This is a genomic window from Pseudarthrobacter leeuwenhoeki (genome assembly GCF_055412885.1).
Genome location: NZ_JBVAYY010000006.1, coordinates 150,391 through 166,498, shown reverse-complemented (window position 1 = coordinate 166,498; position 16,108 = coordinate 150,391). Strand labels below are relative to the sequence as shown.

The window sequence follows — 16,108 nt, the reverse complement described above, 5'->3', positions numbered from 1 at the left end:
AACGGAGACCAGCAGTCCGGTTAGCCGTAAATACGGGTCACCGGTGCTCTCCCTCGCCAAGGTTTCGGTTCAAGGTTACCAGTGCGGGGCCGCAATCATAAAAACGGTCCCGCACTGGCGGACGGTGGAGCAGGCTCAACCGTCTTCAACAGGGGAGGTCAGGCGTTGCCGTCGAACAGGCTGGTGACGGAGCCGTCGTCGAACACTTCGCGGATGGCGCGGGCGATCAGCGGTGCGATGGACAGCACGGTCAGTTGCGGGAAGCGCTTGCCGGGGTCAATCGGCAGGGTGTTGGTGACGACGACCTCGCGGGCGCCGGACTCCGACAGCCGCTGGGCCGCGGGGTCGGAGAAGACGGCGTGCGTGGCGGCGATGATGACGTCCTTGGCCCCGGCGTTCTTGAGCACCTGGACCGCACCGGAAATGGTGCCGCCGGTGTCGATCATGTCGTCGATCAGCACGCAGGTGCGGCCTTCGACCTGGCCGACGACCGTCTTGGAGATGGCCTGGTTCGGAACGGTCAGGTCGCGGCTCTTGTGCACGAAGGCCAGCGGCGCGCCGCCAAGGCGCTCGGCCCACTGTTCGGCCACCCGGACACGGCCGGTGTCCGGGGATACGACCGTGATGTTGTCTGCCGCAACGCGGGTACGGATGTAGTCCGCCAGCAGCGGGATGGCCATGAGGTGGTCCACGGGACCGTCGAAGAAGCCCTGGATCTGCGAGGTGTGCAGGTCCACGCTCATGATGCGGTCGGCGCCGGCGGTCTTGTACAGATCGGCGATCAGGCGCGCGGAAATGGGCTCACGGCCGCGGCCCTTCTTGTCCTGACGGGCGTACGGGTAGAACGGCGACACCACGGTGATGCGCTTGGCGGAGGCCCGCTTGAGCGAATCGATCATGATGAGCTGTTCCATCAGCCAGTTGTTCAGCGGGGCGGGGTGCGCCTGGATGACGAAGGCGTCGGTGCCCCGCACGCTTTCCCCGGCCCGGACGTAGATCTCGCCGTTGGCGAAGTCATAGGCATCCAGGGGCAGCAGCTCGGTGCCGAGCTCCTTGGCGATTTCCCTCGCCAGCTCAGGATGCGCGCGCCCAGCGGCGAGCACCAGCTTCTTCTCGCCGCGTGCCGTAATTTCGCTCATTATTGCTAGCCCTCTTCTGTAGATGCCGGAGTACTGGAGGAAGTTGTGGTGGCGCCGGCGGCCGCGGCCACGGACGCGGAAATCGAGTCCGGGCGGTTCGCCAGGACCCAGCCTTCGGTGTTCTGCTGCCGGGCCAGGGAGAGGACCAGGGCGCCGGGGGGCACGTCGCGGCGGATCACGGCGCCGGCACCGCTGTAGGCGCCGTCACCAACCTGGACGGGAGCAACGAACACGGTGTTCGAACCGGTGCGGACGCCGGAACCGATGACCGTGCGGTGCTTCTTCTCGCCGTCGTAGTTCGCGGTGATGTTCCCGCAGCCGATGTTCGTGTCTTCACCGATCTCGGCGTCGCCGGCGTAGCCGAGATGGGACAGTTTGGAGCCGCGGCCGATGGTGACGTTCTTGGTCTCGTAGAAGGCGCCGATCTTGCCGGTCTCGCCGAGGACGGTGCCGGGGCGCAGGTAGGTGAACGGGCCGACGCTCGCTTTGGCGCCGATCGTGGCGCCGGAACCGTGCGTACGGATCACTTTGGCACCTTCCCCCACCTGGACGTCGGTGAGGGTGGTGTCGGGGCCGACGACGGCGTCGCGCGCCACCGTAGTGGCGCCGTGCAGCTGGGTGTTGGGCAGCAGCCGCACGTCCTCGTCGAGGGTGACGGTGGCGTCGATCCAGGTGGTGGCCGGGTCGACGACGGTGACACCGGCCCGCATCCAGGCTTCGACGGTGCGCCGGTTGAGTTCCGCCCCGAGTGCCGAGAGCTGGACCCGGTCGTTGGCGCCCTCGACCTGCCAGCGGTCTTCGGTCACGACGGCGGCAACGCGGCCTCCGGCGGCACGGGCCAGGGCCAGCACATCAGTGAGGTACTTCTCGCCCTGGGCGTTGTCGGTGGTGACGTGGGCCAGTGCATCGCGGAGAACTGCGGCGTTGAAGGCGTAGATGCCGGAGTTGACTTCCCGGATTTCACGTTCGGGGCCGGTGGCGTCCTTGTGCTCCCGGATCCCGGTGACCGTTCCGTCCGCAGCCCGCAGGATGCGGCCGTAGCCGGTGGCGTCGGCCAGGACGGCGGTCAGGACGGTGACGGCGTTGTGCCCGGCCTCATGGCTGGCGACGAGGCCGGCGAGCAGCCCGCCGGTGAGGAGCGGGACGTCTCCGTAGGTGACGACGACCGTTCCGCTGAGCTTGCCCTGGGGGTGGAGCGCGTCAAGGGCGTCAAGGGCAGCCTCGACGGCGCGGCCGGTGCCGGGCACCTCGTCCTGGTCGACGATCAGGGCGGCCGGGTCGACGGCGGCGATGTGGGCGGCAACGAGGTCGCGTTCATGCCGGACGACGAGGGCCAGCTCCTGCGGCCGGATAGTGCGGGCGGCATGCAGCGCGTGGCCGACGAGGGACCGGCCGCCGATCTCATGGAGGATTTTGGGCGTACGGGACTTCATCCGGGTACCGGCGCCTGCTGCCAGGACGATGACGGCGGCGGGGCCGGTCTTCTCGGGGCTCACGTACGGGCTCTCCTTGCTCAGCGGCTTGGCTCATGCCGCTGCTTGGTGGATCTGGGTGGCCGGCGGCTGAGGCCAGCTGGGCACCTCGGTTGCCGGATCCGCACGGCTTGGGCGGGCCAGACTTCGGTCACGGCACCGCATTCATCCTACTGGACTCCCACCGGGCCGCGCCTGGCGGGTGCCATGTCCCGGCCCCGCAACGCACGGCAGTTCCGCCCATAGGACTCGAACCTATACTCCACGGCTCCAAAGGCCGGGGTGCTGCCATTACACCAGGGCGGACCATGCCAAGGCATTGAGCCTGTGGCACGAGAATCAATTCTGCCATACTGCGTTGCCCCCATGTGCTGGCGTCGCGGACGGGGCCCGGCGGCACTCCCCGGTGGATGATGTGGGGCATGATGGAGCTGTGAGCAACAGCACGGGGGCGCCCGGAGCGGCGGCGGGGCGCAGCGGCAGGGCGCTGCGGTCCGCCGGCCACGTACCCCGGGTCCGGATGACGGGACCCCAGCGCCGCAGCCAGCTCATCGGCATCGGCCGGGGCCTGTTCGCCCTGCGCGGTCTGGACGGGACCACGATCGAGGAGATCGCGGCCGCCGCAGGCGTTTCCAAACCGGTGATCTACGAGCACTTCGGCTCCAAGGAGGGCCTGTACAGGCAGGTCGTTGACTGCGAGTTCCACATCCTGCTGGGCTCCATCAGTGACGCCCTGTCCGACGAAGCGAAGCCTCGCGTCCTGGTCGAGCGGGCCGCCCTGGCCCTGCTGAGCTACATCGAGGACCGCACCGATGGCTTCCGCATCCTTATGCGTGACGCCCCGCCGACGCAGCCCGAAGGCGCCTTCTCCACCCTGCTCTCCCACGTCACGGCCCGCGTGGAGTACATCCTGGCAGACGAGTTCGCCCGCCGCGGCTTCACCTCGGCCGACGGCGCCATGTACGCGCAGATGCTGGTCGGAATGGTGGCGATGACGGGCCAGTGGTGGCTGGACAGCCGAACCCCGGACAAACGCGAAGTCGCGGCCCACCTGGTCAACCTCGCCTGGAACGGCCTCACCGGCCTCCAAAAAGACCCCGGACTCCGCAGCGACGGCTAATGCCCGCGGGCTGGCCGGACTTCTCCTGCGGCACCGGGACGGGGCCTGGGGGCTCTGGCGCCCCCGGGGGGACATGCCCTCCCCCGGCACCAAAGAATGGGCACAACACCACCATGTCCAGCCAGCGCCTGCACGAATGAACATGTCCCGAGGAATCTGAGCCGGCCAAGGGACATGTCCAGAGGAATCTGAGCCGGCCGGGGGACATGTCCAGCCAGGGCCAGGTTCTGGGGAGATGACGAAGCTCGCCCGGCGGCGGATTAGCTAAGCGCCCCGGGGGACATGCCCTCCCCCGGCCCCAAAGAATGGGCACAACACCACCATGTCCAGCCATCGCCTGCACCAAGGGACATGTCCCGAGGAATCCGAGCCGGCCAAGGGACATGTCCAGCCGTGCCGCAACACACTGGGCATGTCCCCCGGGTCCAGGCGGTTACTCGCCGAGGACTTCGAGGGCTCCCAGCCATTCGAGTTCGAGGGCTTCGCGTTCGACGGCGAGGTCCTTGAGCTTCTTGTTGAGCCCGGCGAGTTCGCCGGTGGCGGAGGGGTCAGCGGCGGCCGCGGTCATCTGGGCGTGGATCTTGTCCTCCTGCTGCTTGAGCTTGCCCAGCTGGCGGTCGATCCGGTTCTTGGCCTTGCGGGCGTCCCGTTTCTCGGCTTCCGAGGCTCCCGCTGCGGCGGGGGCGGAAGGGCCGCTGGCGGCAGTGACCGGGTTGCCGCCGCCGGTGATGGTGGAGCCTGCAAGCGCCGCTTCGCGCAGTTCCAGGTACTGGTCCACACCGCGCGGCAGGGCACGGATCTTTCCGTCGCCCAGGAGCGCCATCTGGTGGTCGGTGACGCGTTCCAGCAGGTAGCGGTCGTGGCTGACGACGACGAGCGTGCCCGGCCAGCCGTCCAGCACGTCCTCGACGGCGGCCAGGGTGTCGGTGTCGAGGTCGTTCGTGGGCTCATCGAGCATCAGCACGTTGGGCTCCCCCACCAGCAGGCGCAGGAGCTGCAGGCGCCGGCGTTCACCACCGGAGAGGTCCTTGACCGGGGTCCACTGCTTCTCGTTGGTGAAGCCAAGCTGCTCCACGAGCTGGCCGGCGGTGAATTCCTTGCCGCCGACGTCGAAGGAGCGCTTTTCGCGCTCGATCACTTCGATCACGCGCAGGTCCGAGACGTCATCGAGTTCCTTGACCTCCTGGGTGAGGACCGCAGTGACAACCGTCTTGCCGCGCTTGACCTTGCCGGAGCTGGGCTGGATCTCGCCGTTGAGGAGCTTCAGCAGGGTGGTTTTGCCGGCGCCGTTGACGCCCACCAGGCCCAGCCGTTCACCCGGGGCGAGCCGCAGGGTGATGTTGTCGAAGAGTTTCTGCCCGGGCTCGCCGCCGAGGAAGTCGAGGGAGACGTTCTCCAGGTCCAGGACGTCCTTGCCGAGCCGGGCGGTGGCCATCTTGCTCAAGGCCGTCGAGTCGCGCGGCTCGGGGACATCCGCGATCAGGGCGTTGGCCGCCTCGATCCGGAATTTGGGCTTGGCGGTGCGGGCCGGGGCGCCGCGCCGGAGCCAGGCGAGCTCCTTCTTCACGAGCATCTGGCGCTTGCTTTCCACCACGGAAGCGGAGCGGTCACGTTCGGCGCGGGCCAGCACATAGGCGGCGTAACCGCCGTCGAACGGGTCCATGATGCCGTCGTGGATTTCCCAGGTCTTGGTGCAGACCTCGTCGAGGAACCAACGGTCGTGGGTGACCACGAGGAAGGCGCCCTGGTTGGCCCGCCAGCGGGTCTTCAGGTGCCGGGACAGCCACGCGACGCCTTCGACGTCGAGGTGGTTGGTGGGCTCGTCGAGCATGATGACGTCGTGGTCCTCGATCAGCAGCTTGGCCAGCGCCACACGCCGCTTCTGCCCGCCGGAGAGGGCGTGGACGTTGGCGTGCCAGTCGACGTCGGACACGAGTCCGCCCATCACTTCACGGATCTGGGGATTGCGCGCCCATTCGTAGTCGGCCTGGTCCCCGACGATCGCAGCGCCGACGGTGAGGTCGCCGTCGAGCACGTCGCTTTGGTCCAGGTAGCCGATGTTGACCTCGCTGCGTTTGGTCACCCGGCCGGAGTCCGGGGTGGCGCGCATTGCCAACAGGCGCATCAGCGTCGACTTGCCGTCGCCGTTGCGGCCGACCATGCCGATCCGGTCGCCCTCTTCGAGCCCGAGGGTGATGCCGTCAAGAACGGTACGGGTTGCATACGAGACTGTGAGGTTCTCGCCGCCGAGCAGGTGTGCCACTGGGAACTGCTTTCCTAGAGAAAAATTATGCCGTGCAAATGAGCTTAGGCTTGATCGACCCAAGCCCACTGACGTCGTGCTGATCACGACAGTCCTATTAAAGGAGCGTATCGGAGATGATGCGCGCCCCGTGAACCGGGCCGTGCACCGACATCGCATCGAGGCCGTGGTGCCGGAGGTCCTCGGCCAGTCCCTCGGCGGCCGCCGGGCTGTGCGCCAGCAGCGCGACTGTGGGTCCGGAGCCGGACACGATTCCGGCGATCGCCCCCAGGGATTCACCGAGCCCGAGGGTGTCCCGCAGGCTCGGCGCCAGCTCAATCGAGGCGCGCTGGAGGTCATTGACGAGCACCCGGCTCAAGGCATCGGCGTCGCCCGCCCGCAGGGCCTGGAGGATCATCGGGTCCACCGCCGAGGGTTCCCCGATCTCCGCTTCTTCGGCCGCGCGGAGCCGGTCCAGGGTCCGGTAGACCTCCGGGGTAGGCAGGCCGAAGTCCGCGGCCACCAGGACCCAGTCGGTCTGGGCCTTGACAAGTGCCGGAGAGAGTTCGTCGCCGAGACCAAGCCCGACAGCGGTGCCGCCAAGCAGGGAGAAGGGCACGTCGGCGCCCAGTTCCGTGGCCAGGTGCGCGAGCTCCTCGCGTGAGAGCCCGCTGTTCCACAGCGCGTCACAGGCCAGCAGGGTGGCGGCCGCGTCCGCCGAGCCGCCGCCCATGCCTCCGGCCACAGGCACCCGCTTCGTAATTTCGAGGTGGACGCCGGTGGAGTGTTCCGAGACATCAACCATGATCGCGGCGGCTTTGTAGGCCAGGTTGCGCTCATCCAGGGGAATGTCGGCGCCGTCGAGGTCCAGGGTGCTCGCCGGGCTGATGCTGACGGTTATTTCCCCGGTGTCCGTGCTGGTGGCGGCGACTTCCTCGTAGAGGGACACCGCGAGGTAGACGCTGGCGACCGAGTGGTAGCCGTCGGCGCGCAGTGGCCCGACATCCAGTGAGACGTTTACCTTGCCGGGAGCCTTGACCCGGACAGTCCTCGCGGAAAAGGGCCCTCTCACTGCGTTCATGGCTCCACGCTATGGCATGGCAGGGTCAGGCTCCAAGCACAGCCCCGGTCCGGCGCCATCGATCCGGGGTTGGAGCCGGGGTCAGGGAGCCGGCCGCGTTTGGGCTTCGGCGATCCGGGAAAACGCCGCGATGTCGATGACCTCGCCGCGGGCGGTGGGATCGACACCGGCGGCCCGCAGGCACCGCTCGGCCTCCGCAGCGCTGCCGGCCCATCCGGCCAGGGCGGCGCGCAGGGTCTTGCGGCGCTGGGCGAAGGCGGCATCGATGACGGCGAAAACCTGTTCGCGGGTGGCCATGGTGACGGGCGGCTCCCGGCGGGTGAACGCCACGAGGCCGGAGTGGATTTTGGGCGCGGGCCAGAAAACGTTCATACCGATGACCCCGGCCTTGCGCATGCTGCTGTACCAGGCGCCCTTGACCGAGGGAACGCCGTAGGTCTTGGACCCCGGCCCGGCGGCAAGCCGGTCCGCCACCTCATCCTGGACCATGACCAGGCCGTGGCGGAGGCTCGGGAAGTGCTGCAGCAGGTGCAGGACCACCGGCACGGCGACGTTGTACGGAAGATTCGCCACGAGCGCGGTGGGCTCCACGGGGAGTTCGGTGACCCGCATGGCGTCGGCGAGGACCAGGTGGAAGTTTCCGACAGCGTCCGGGCGCCACTCGGCGACGGTGGCAGGGAGTTTGCCGGCGAGAACCGGATCGATCTCCACGGCGACGACCGAGCGTGCGGCGTCGAGCAGGCCCAGGGTCAGGGACCCCAGCCCGGGCCCGACTTCCAGGACGGTCTCGTCCGGGTGGATATCCGCGGCGGCGACAATCCTGCGGATCGTGTTGCCGTCGATGACGAAGTTCTGGCCGAGGGTCTTCGTGGGACGGACCCCGATCTCCTCAGCCAGCCTGCGAATGTCGGAGGCCCCCATCAGGGGTGGGGGCGCGCTTGCCGGCGTGCTGCTTGGCGCACTGCCTGGCGCGGAGGGGGTCGGTTCAGTCACCTAGGTATCCTATCCCGCTGGCCAGCCCGGGCACGGCGAAGGCCGGGTCCGAAAACCGGACCCGGCCCTGGCCGGGCATCCGCTGCCGTGGTCAGCGGCTGCGGAAACCCTGCGATTTCATTGCCTCGCCACCTCACCCTCAGCCGGGGCTGGGGTTCCGGTGTGGCTGCCCTAGCGGGAGGCTGCCCAGCCGCAGCCCCAGGGCTGCAGGCCGCGCTGCGCGTAGACGCGGTTGGCGATGTCGATCTGCTGGGCCTTGGTGGCCAGGCTGGCGTTCGGGGCGTACGTGCCGCCGCCTGCTCCGAGCCAGGTCCGGATGTCGAACTGCAGTCCGCCGTAGTAGCCGTTGCCGTTGTTGATGGACCAGTTGCCGGTGGACTCGCACTGCGCGATCTTGTCCCACATGGCCTCGTTCATCATGGCGGGGGCGCCGGCGCCGGTGTTGGCACCGGCCTGGGCCGCCGGCTTCGGCTCCGGCTTCGGCTCCGGCTTCGGCTCGGACTTCGGCTTTTCTTTGGTGCCGACGGTGACCTTTTCGGTGACCGGCTGGGCGCTGACGGACTCGGACACCAGGGTGCGGGTGGCAACGCGACCGTCGACGAGGACGAGCTTGAAACTCTTGCGGATGGTTCCGGCCACGCCCGCCTGGGTGACCTTCTTTTCACCCTTGGCCAGGCCGGCGTCCTCTGTGGTGAGAGTTTCAAACGGCACGGCTTCGGCCGCTTCTGCGCTCTGGCTGGCGTCCACGCGGGACACCTTGATCACCATGTCGTTAACGACCGGCGCGTTGCCCGGCTGTGAGACCCGGTCGCTGGCCCCCGGCGTGATGCCGGCATCGGCGAGGAGCTGGCCGACGTTGGCTGCGGTCGTGGTGGTCTTGTCGGCCTTGCCGTCCGCGACGATACTCACGGTCTTCGGTGTGGAGATGGACACGAAGGAACCGGACACGGCAAGCTGCGCGTCTTTCGGAACGGACACCCCGGAGGCGCTGGCGACGCCGAGTTCGGTCACAAGAGCCTCGACCGTGGGCGAGGTGGTGCTGACGGTCCGCTCTGCACCGTCCAGGCTGACCTTGACGGCCTTGGCGAGGTTGACGTTGATAACGGAACCGTCCCGGACATGGGAATCAGCAGCCGGGGTGATCCGGTCGGAGGACTGGAGTTCAAGGCTGGCGCCCTTCACGACCTGGCCGACAGTGCCGCCGTAGGTCTGGACTGAACTCACTTTGCCGTCGACGTTGAGGGTGACTGTCTTGTTGTTGCCGACGAAGGCGACGAGCCCCAGCACCAGGGCCACGAGCACCACCAGTTGCGTCCCGACCTTGACGAAGCTGAACTTGCCATCCGATGTAAAGAACTTGACCACGATTGCCCATATCTTTTGGACCATCCGGGCACGGGGAAAAGCGCACAGTTTTACCCGCCGCGGACAGCCCTGAGGCCGCACCGGAAGGGTGCGTTGTGTCAGCGGATGCTGTGTGCACTGCCACACTCACAAACGAGAGCGCGCATATGGTTCGTTCGCCACAATGCGCGCCCTGCAGGAGTGAAATTATCCGAAGGCCTTCCCCGACCCCGGCTAACAGTTGTCCACTGTAACCGGAGCGTTATAAAGCAGCCAACAAATTGTGCATACCGGGTATCTATCCACGTGAGGGTATTTCCGCTCCCTCAGTCCCAGGATCCGTATGCCCGCAGGGTATTTGCGGCGATCCGGGAACACATTTCCGAGAGCTCCCATCCTGTCAATTCGGCCATGGCCCGGACGGTGTAGGGGACCATATAGCTCGCGTTGGGGCGGCCCCGGTGCGGGTGCGGGGTGAGGAACGGGGCATCGGTTTCAACAAGGATCCGCTCCGGCTCCGCGATGGCCAGGGCGGCCCGCAGATTGGCGGCGTTCTTGAAGGTCAGCGTCCCGGCGAAGGACATGTACCACCCCTCGGTGTTGCAGATCCGGGCCAGTTCCTCCCCGCCGGAGAAGCAGTGGAACACCACCCGATCCGGGGCGCCCTCCTCCCGCAGCACCTGGACGACGTCGTCGTGGGCGTCGCGGTCGTGGATCTGCAGTGTCAGCCCAAGGCGTTTGGCGATATCGATGTGGCGCCGGAAGGAATAGCGCTGATGGGCCAGGCCCTCACCCTCGGTGCGGTAGAAATCCAGGCCGGTCTCGCCGATGGCCCGGATCCGCGGGTGGGCTGCGAGGGTTTCGATCTCCGCCAGCGCCTCCTCCAGTTCGCCGCGGGCGGCGTAGGCAGGCGCGTCATTGGGATGGAGGGCGACGGCGCCCAGCAGCCGCGGATCCAGCTCGACCGCCTGCACGGTGAACCGGGAGGATTCCAGGTCGCACCCCACCTGCACGGCACCCTGGACCCCGACGGCTCCGGCGGCATCCAGGGCCTCAGCGATGCTGACTGTTACGTCGACGTTTGCGTGGGCGAAATCCAGGTGGGTGTGGTTGTCCATGACCGGCACCGGGAGAGGTTCCGGCGCCGGCGGATATCCCTGCCTGCCGGTGCCATCACTGCCGGGCGCACGGAACGGGAGGGGCGTCAGGGGGGTGATCATCTTCCAACCTTATCGGCGGTGCCGCGGCCGCATGAACCGGACCGGGCCGCGATTTAACGTGACCATGCTATCTCCGGGCCGCAGGACCGGCGGAGATTTCCACGGAACTCTCTGTCAGACGCGGCAGTTGTGTTAGTACTCTGTTGTAAAGACTGGCTTTTCCGACAACGAAATCATCACGGGCCAGGAACTGATGGCCAGGAACGAACGGCTGGGACTTACTGGGACTTAACGGCCAGGAACACAGGCATACACCCGACGAGTGGCCCGGCAGGGACCCTGCCGATCCGCCCCCGGCAACCACCAGGGCTGAAAGGCTACCGATGGACTACCACCGCATCTCCCTAGACGACGCCCTCCCCGACGGGCAGGACCGCAGGGAAGATTCCGCCGCGGCCGGGCTCCCGCTGACCCGCCGGCCGCCCCAGCCGCCCGCGGCGATGGACGCAGAAGCGTTCCGTTCCGCCAGCGGGCGCATCCTGACCGCCATCAACACCGTGATCGACGGCAAAGCCGAAGCGGCCAAGCTGGCCCTGACCGTGCTCCTGGCCCAGGGCCACCTGCTCCTTGAGGACGTCCCCGGGGTCGGCAAGACTCTGCTGGCAAAGACCCTGGCCCGCACCATCGACTGCTCGGTGAGCCGCATTCAGTTCACCCCCGATTTGCTCCCCTCCGATGTCACCGGGGTGTCCATCTTCAACCAGGCGTCGCGGTCCTTCGAGTTCCGGCCCGGGGCGGTGTTCGCCAACATCGTCATCGGAGACGAAATCAACCGCGCGTCGGCCAAGACCCAGTCGGCCCTGCTGGAGTGCATGGAGGAACACCAGGTCACGGTGGACGGCACGTCCTACCGGCTCGACGAGCCGTTTATGGTGGTGGCCACGCAGAATCCGATCGAAATGGAGGGGACCTATCCACTGCCGGAGGCGCAGCGGGACCGTTTTATGGCGCGGATCTCCATGGGCTACCCGGACAGGGAGGCCGAGATGGAAATGCTGGAAACCCATCAGGCCACGTCCCCGCTGGCAAAGGTCACCCCCGTCGTCACCGGCGGCGAGGTCGCGTCCATGATCGCCACAGTGCGGCAGGTCTACGTCTCCCAGTCGATCAAGGAATACACCGTGTCCCTGGGCCGCGCCACGCGGGAAAGCGGGATGCTCCGGCTCGGCGCGAGTCCCCGGTCCATGCTCCAGCTGCTGCGCGCGGCCAAGGCCACGGCCGCCCTGGACGGCCGGGACTTTGTGCTGCCGGACGACGTCGTCAGCGTGGCTGAATCCGTCCTGGCCCACCGGATCATCCTGGACCGCAAAGCCGCGAGCGCGGGCGAGACCGCCCAGAGTGTGGTCCGTGCCGTCCTGGCGAAGATCCCGGTCAGCCCGGACCTGGCGGCCGCCCCGGCTGCCGCGCTGCCGAATCGCCGCTAGGGGTGTCGCGGGCGTGGCGCTGACTGATCGGTTCCCGAGACACATCTTCACGACCCGCGGCTGGGGCCTGCTGGGTGCGGGCACGGTGTTCCTGCTGGCAGCGCAGGTGATGGGGCGCCGGGATGTGCTGGTGCTGGCCGTCCTGCTGATTGTCCTGCCGCTGCTCTCTTTGGCCGGGATCCGTGTGCTCAAGCCCAACTTCAGCGTCTACCGGGAATTCAGCCCTGCCAGCGTCGAAACGGGGGCAACGACGACGGTCCGGCTGGCGGTCGCCCACACCGGCACCGGGTCCGGCTACGCGCTGATGGAGGAGCGTCTGCCCTCCCGGTTCGGGGAATCCCCCGTCTTCGCGTTCCCGTCGCGTTCGGCCGCGGGCGGGACCAGCCGCTACGAATACCATCTGCGGTCCGGAAAACGCGGCCAGTTCCTGATCGGGCCGGTCACGGCTGAGTTCAGCGACCCCTTCGGGCTGTCCCTGCACCGCCACGCCATCGACGGCGGCGACGTCCTCACCGTGACGCCCGCCGCCGTCGGACTTCCCGCCACCGGCCTGGCCGGCGCCAGGGGGCACGACGGCGTCACCGCCACGCGCATCCGGGCCAACCCCAGCGACGACGACGTCATGACGCGGGAATACCGTCACGGTGATCCGATGCGCCGCGTGCATTGGGCGGCGACGGCGCGGCAAGGGGAACTGATGGTCCGCCAGGAGGAGTCCGTGACCACACCGGAGGCAACCATCATCCTGGACCAGCGGCTCGCGGCCTTCACCCGCGGAGCCTTTTCTGCCGGCTCAACGTCGCCCGCCCGCCGCCCCTTCGGCCCGGGAACCGATCACCGCGGCGACCCCGTTGCGGCCGGCCACGAACTCCAGACCAGCGACACCTTCGAATGGGCGGTGACGGCCGCGATGTCCATTGGTGCGCATCTCGCCGAGCGCAACTACGCGCTGCGATTCCTCGACGCCGCCGGCGAGCCGGCGTTCCGGCATTCGCCGTCCGCCCCGGAGCCGGAGGCCGACGAATACAGCGGGGCGTCCGGGCTGCAGTCCGTCGCCGAGAGCCTGGCCGCGATCCAGCTCGCCGGGCACCACCACCACCGCAGGGGGGAGGCGGTTACTGCAGGGGCGCCCGGCCGGCGGCACCCCCCAGGGGCGGAGACCGGCCCGCAGCCGTTCGACGACCGGCTCATGGACAAGCTGGCCGCCCACCGGATGCGGGGCCCCGTACTGGCCATCCTGGGACACCTTACGCGGGCCGAGGCCCGGGCACTGTCCCCGGCCGCCGGCTTTGCGGCCAACGCGTTTGCCCTGGTTGTCACGGAGCGGGCCGGGGAAGCCGATGAGGTGCTCGCAGCCCTCCAGCTCGGCGGCTGGCGGGCCGTAGCCGCCTCGCCCTCGACGCCGCTGCCCGCAGCCTGGAGGGCCTTCGACGGCGGCGGGACCGCACCGCTGGCAGCCGGAGACGATGTGCGGCGTGGATCGGGGGTCCGGCGATGACACTGACACCGCAGCGAAGCGCCGGCCGGTCCGGGGCGGCCGGGGACCCCGGCCCGGGCGCCCCCCGTCCGGGATCCCCGGGGACGCCGACTGCCCGGAAGAAGACCGGCGCACAGCCGTGGCTGATGGCCCTCGCGGTGGCAGTCGCCGTCGCCGGTGCGGCACTGGGCCTCAATGGTGTGCTGCGGGGATGGGCGTGGTACTCCCCCGTCCTCTCGACGGTCCTCACCGTGGCGTTCACCATGGCAGGACTCCGCGCGCTCCGGTGGCGCAGCTTCTTCGTGACGGCCGGCGCTGTGGCAGCGCTCGTGCTGATCCTGACGTTCACCTTTTTCCGTCCGAACGCCGTCCTGGGCTTCATTCCCTCCGGCGCCACCATGACGGCGTTGGGCCGTTACCTGCGCCGGGCCGGTGAGACGGTCCTGGCGGAAAGCGCCCCGGTGGCCCCCAATGCCGGCATCGTCCTGATGGTTTGCGCCGCCCTGGGGCTGCTGGTGATCCTGATCGATGCCCTCGCCTATCCTTTGGCCCTGCCGGCGACGAGCGGACTCGGGATCCTCGCCATCCTCATCGTTCCTGCCATGATCAAGCCCCAGAGCGTCGGCGTGCTGGGCTTCGCGGCGGCCACCGCGGGTTACCTCCTGATCCTCGGCTGCAGCCACCGGTTCGCGCCCGACCCGCGGACCGGAGCGGACACCGCACGCAACCCGGGCCGGTTCCGGCGCGGCGCCCTGACCGGCGCCGTGGCACTGACCGTTACCCTGCTGCTCCAACTCGTGATCCCGGGCTTCGAGCAGGGAACGTTCCCGCAGGGCTCGCGGCTGAATCCCTTCGGCCCGGCCTCCGGGCTCAACCCCATGATCAGCCTGGGCAACAGCCTGCGGAGCCCCACCGGTGACGGCCGGATCACCTTTGCCACCAACGCGGCCAGCACCCCGTACCTGCGCTCCGTCACGGTGGACAGTTTCAACGGGGACAGCTGGGCTCCGGATGATCGCAATAACACCCGCCGGCTGGGCACCGGAAGGATGGATGCGGGCTTCGAGTCCGCCGCCACCGAAGTCCGCGTGGTCACCGCCATCAACACCGGCCAGTTCACCAGCCCCTATCTGCCGGCGCCCTACGCCCCGGAGGCCGTCAACGGCCTCACCGGCCGCTGGAGCTGGGATCCTGCCACGCTGAGCATCAAGGGCGTCGACGCCAATTCCCGCAACCAGCAGTACGTGGTGCTCTCGGCCGCCCCCCAGCTCACCCCGGACCTGCTGGCCCGGGCCACGGGGCCGGCGCAGGACGTCCCCGAACAATTCATCCGGACACCGGACAACGTCCCGGAAATCGTGCGCAGCACCGCCGGGGCCGTGACCGAGGGAAGCACCACAGCCTACGCACGCGCCATGGCCATCCAGCAATACCTGCGCTCCGCCGCGTTCACGTACTCACTGCAGTCTCCGGTGCAGGGAGGCTACGACGGCAACGGCTTGTCCGTCCTGGCCGACTTCCTGAATGAGAAGAGCGGCTACTGCATTCATTTCGCTTCGGCCATGGCGGTGATGGCGCGGCTGGAAGGAATCCCCAGCCGCATTGCCGTCGGCTACGCCCCGGGCCGGCCCACCGGCGCGACGGTCTCGATCGGGGGCCAGGGTGCCCTGCCGGAGTTTGAGGTCGATGCCCGGGACGCGCACGCGTGGCCGGAACTGTATTTCCAGGGCCTGGGCTGGGTGCCCTTCGAGCCAACCCCCTCGCGCGGCGTGGTTCCGTCCTATGCCACGGAGGGCCAGGCCCGCAGCGGCGCCAGCACGAATGAAAACAACGAAGGGCTCATTCCGGGCAACAGCCCCCTCCCCACACCGCCGCCCAGTGGTGCGCCGCTGCCGCTCCCGGGCGCTGCAGCACAGCCGGATGCGGCAAGCGCGTTGCTGCCCGTGCTGTTCGGCGCCGGTGCAGTGCTGTTCCTCGGGCTGCTGCTGGCGTCACCGCACCTGGCGCGCAGTGCTCTGCGCCGCCGCCGGCTGAGTAGTTCCGGGGCCGGCAGCGCGGCGGCCTCGCAGGCCTGGGCGGAACTGCGCGACCTCGCCACGGATTACGGCGAAGCGCCGCAGGCCAGCGAGACGCCACGCCACTTCTCCGAACGGCTGCGCCTTGCGGGCGCCCTCGGGGAACCGCAGGGACCGGATGCGGACGGCCACCAGGCTGTGAGGTCCTTGACTGCGGACTTCGAGCGCCAGCAGTACGGCCGCCCGCCGTCCTGGCCCGGGGGCGACGGGGTCCCGTCCGGCGCCGCACGGGACGCGGGGAGTACCGCCGGTACCGGCAGTGCCGGAGCGCCGGCCGGGCCACTGATCGCGGCGGTCCGCAGTTCTCTTCGCGCCCATGCCGGCCCGCTCGTGAGGTTCCGCGCGGAGTGGCTGCCGCCGTCCATCCTGGCCGTCTGGCGGCGTGCGGCCACGGCGCCGTTCCGCGCCGCCCGCCGCGCAGCACAGCGCACCCGGCGCAGCCTCGCCACCGCCCGGTCAAGGGCCCGCGGGGCGCTGCGGCGGGTGCGCCGGGAGCGGTGGCTGCGCCGGAGCTGAGAGCG

Annotated in this window: 11 protein-coding genes and 1 tRNA gene; 4 read left to right on the top strand and 8 right to left on the bottom strand. The window is 68.8% G+C overall.

What is annotated here, in order from left to right; genetic code table 11:
- Positions 1 to 158: 158 nt before the first annotated feature.
- From ACZYX4_RS07075 to ACZYX4_RS07065, 3 genes are all read right to left on the bottom strand, one after another.
- Complete coding sequence (locus ACZYX4_RS07075; RefSeq protein ID WP_463874769.1) at positions 159 to 1,139, bottom strand: ribose-phosphate diphosphokinase; 981 nt, start codon at positions 1,137 to 1,139, stop codon at positions 159 to 161.
- A 5-nt stretch (positions 1,140 to 1,144) separates the two neighbouring features.
- Positions 1,145 to 2,635 (bottom strand): bifunctional UDP-N-acetylglucosamine diphosphorylase/glucosamine-1-phosphate N-acetyltransferase GlmU, encoded by a 1,491-nt coding sequence (gene glmU / locus ACZYX4_RS07070; protein ID WP_463874768.1) that lies wholly within the window; start codon positions 2,633 to 2,635, stop codon positions 1,145 to 1,147.
- 210 nt (positions 2,636 to 2,845) lie between these two features.
- Positions 2,846 to 2,917: transfer RNA gene (locus ACZYX4_RS07065), tRNA-Gln, on the bottom strand.
- Positions 2,918 to 3,131: 214 nt separating this feature from the next.
- On the opposite strand from ACZYX4_RS07065, the gene ACZYX4_RS07060 reads away from it, so the two are divergent.
- Positions 3,132 to 3,731: a TetR/AcrR family transcriptional regulator gene (locus tag ACZYX4_RS07060; RefSeq protein WP_463874830.1), complete on the top strand. Its 600-nt coding sequence runs from the start codon at positions 3,132 to 3,134 to the stop codon at positions 3,729 to 3,731.
- Between the two features lie 433 nt (positions 3,732 to 4,164).
- Here ACZYX4_RS07060 and ACZYX4_RS07055 read toward each other — a convergent pair whose 3' ends face one another.
- The 5 genes from ACZYX4_RS07055 to ACZYX4_RS07035 form a co-directional block, all read right to left on the bottom strand.
- Positions 4,165 to 5,994 (bottom strand): ABC-F family ATP-binding cassette domain-containing protein, encoded by a 1,830-nt coding sequence (locus tag ACZYX4_RS07055; protein WP_463874767.1) that lies wholly within the window; start codon positions 5,992 to 5,994, stop codon positions 4,165 to 4,167.
- 97 nt (positions 5,995 to 6,091) lie between these two features.
- Positions 6,092 to 7,054 (bottom strand): 4-(cytidine 5'-diphospho)-2-C-methyl-D-erythritol kinase, encoded by a 963-nt coding sequence (locus tag ACZYX4_RS07050; RefSeq protein ID WP_463874765.1) that lies wholly within the window; start codon positions 7,052 to 7,054, stop codon positions 6,092 to 6,094.
- 81 nt (positions 7,055 to 7,135) lie between these two features.
- Positions 7,136 to 8,047 carry a 16S rRNA (adenine(1518)-N(6)/adenine(1519)-N(6))-dimethyltransferase RsmA gene (rsmA, locus tag ACZYX4_RS07045; RefSeq protein ID WP_463874763.1) on the bottom strand — a complete coding sequence of 304 codons (912 nt, stop codon included), beginning with the start codon at positions 8,045 to 8,047 and terminating at the stop codon, positions 7,136 to 7,138.
- 171 nt (positions 8,048 to 8,218) lie between these two features.
- The gene (locus tag ACZYX4_RS07040) at positions 8,219 to 9,436 is read right to left on the bottom strand and encodes a transglycosylase family protein (protein ID WP_463874762.1); all 1,218 of its coding nucleotides are present in this window, start codon (positions 9,434 to 9,436) and stop codon (positions 8,219 to 8,221) included.
- A 281-nt stretch (positions 9,437 to 9,717) separates the two neighbouring features.
- The gene (locus tag ACZYX4_RS07035) at positions 9,718 to 10,611 is read right to left on the bottom strand and encodes a TatD family hydrolase (RefSeq protein WP_463874761.1); all 894 of its coding nucleotides are present in this window, start codon (positions 10,609 to 10,611) and stop codon (positions 9,718 to 9,720) included.
- Between the two features lie 323 nt (positions 10,612 to 10,934).
- On the opposite strand from ACZYX4_RS07035, the gene ACZYX4_RS07030 reads away from it, so the two are divergent.
- The 3 genes from ACZYX4_RS07030 to ACZYX4_RS07020 are packed head-to-tail and all read left to right on the top strand — an operon-like array spanning position 10,935 to position 16,103.
- Complete coding sequence (locus ACZYX4_RS07030; RefSeq protein ID WP_463874760.1) at positions 10,935 to 12,035, top strand: AAA family ATPase; 1,101 nt, start codon at positions 10,935 to 10,937, stop codon at positions 12,033 to 12,035.
- A gap of 13 nt (positions 12,036 to 12,048) precedes the next feature.
- A complete protein-coding gene (locus ACZYX4_RS07025; RefSeq protein WP_463874759.1) occupies positions 12,049 to 13,533 on the top strand; it encodes a DUF58 domain-containing protein in 1,485 nt (494 codons plus the stop codon).
- The gene (locus ACZYX4_RS07020) at positions 13,530 to 16,103 is read left to right on the top strand and encodes a transglutaminase TgpA family protein (protein WP_463874758.1); all 2,574 of its coding nucleotides are present in this window, start codon (positions 13,530 to 13,532) and stop codon (positions 16,101 to 16,103) included. Before ACZYX4_RS07025 ends, ACZYX4_RS07020 begins: the two co-directional genes overlap by 4 nt.
- Positions 16,104 to 16,108: the final 5 nt, after the last annotated feature.

What these genes read in the sequence shown, in the direction of transcription:
- ACZYX4_RS07075 (WP_463874769.1), bottom strand. Translation starts at nt 1,139, where the DNA reads ATGAGCGAAATTACGGCACGCGGCGAGAAGAAGCTGGTGCTCGCCGCT.
- ACZYX4_RS07060 (WP_463874830.1), top strand. Translation starts at nt 3,132, where the DNA reads ATGACGGGACCCCAGCGCCGCAGCCAGCTCATCGGCATCGGCCGGGGC.
- ACZYX4_RS07050 (WP_463874765.1), bottom strand. Translation starts at nt 7,054, where the DNA reads ATGAACGCAGTGAGAGGGCCCTTTTCCGCGAGGACTGTCCGGGTCAAG.
- ACZYX4_RS07040 (WP_463874762.1), bottom strand. Translation starts at nt 9,436, where the DNA reads ATGGTCCAAAAGATATGGGCAATCGTGGTCAAGTTCTTTACATCGGAT.
- ACZYX4_RS07035 (WP_463874761.1), bottom strand. Translation starts at nt 10,611, where the DNA reads ATGATCACCCCCCTGACGCCCCTCCCGTTCCGTGCGCCCGGCAGTGAT.
- ACZYX4_RS07030 (WP_463874760.1), top strand. Translation starts at nt 10,935, where the DNA reads ATGGACTACCACCGCATCTCCCTAGACGACGCCCTCCCCGACGGGCAG.
- ACZYX4_RS07020 (WP_463874758.1), top strand. Translation starts at nt 13,530, where the DNA reads ATGACACTGACACCGCAGCGAAGCGCCGGCCGGTCCGGGGCGGCCGGG.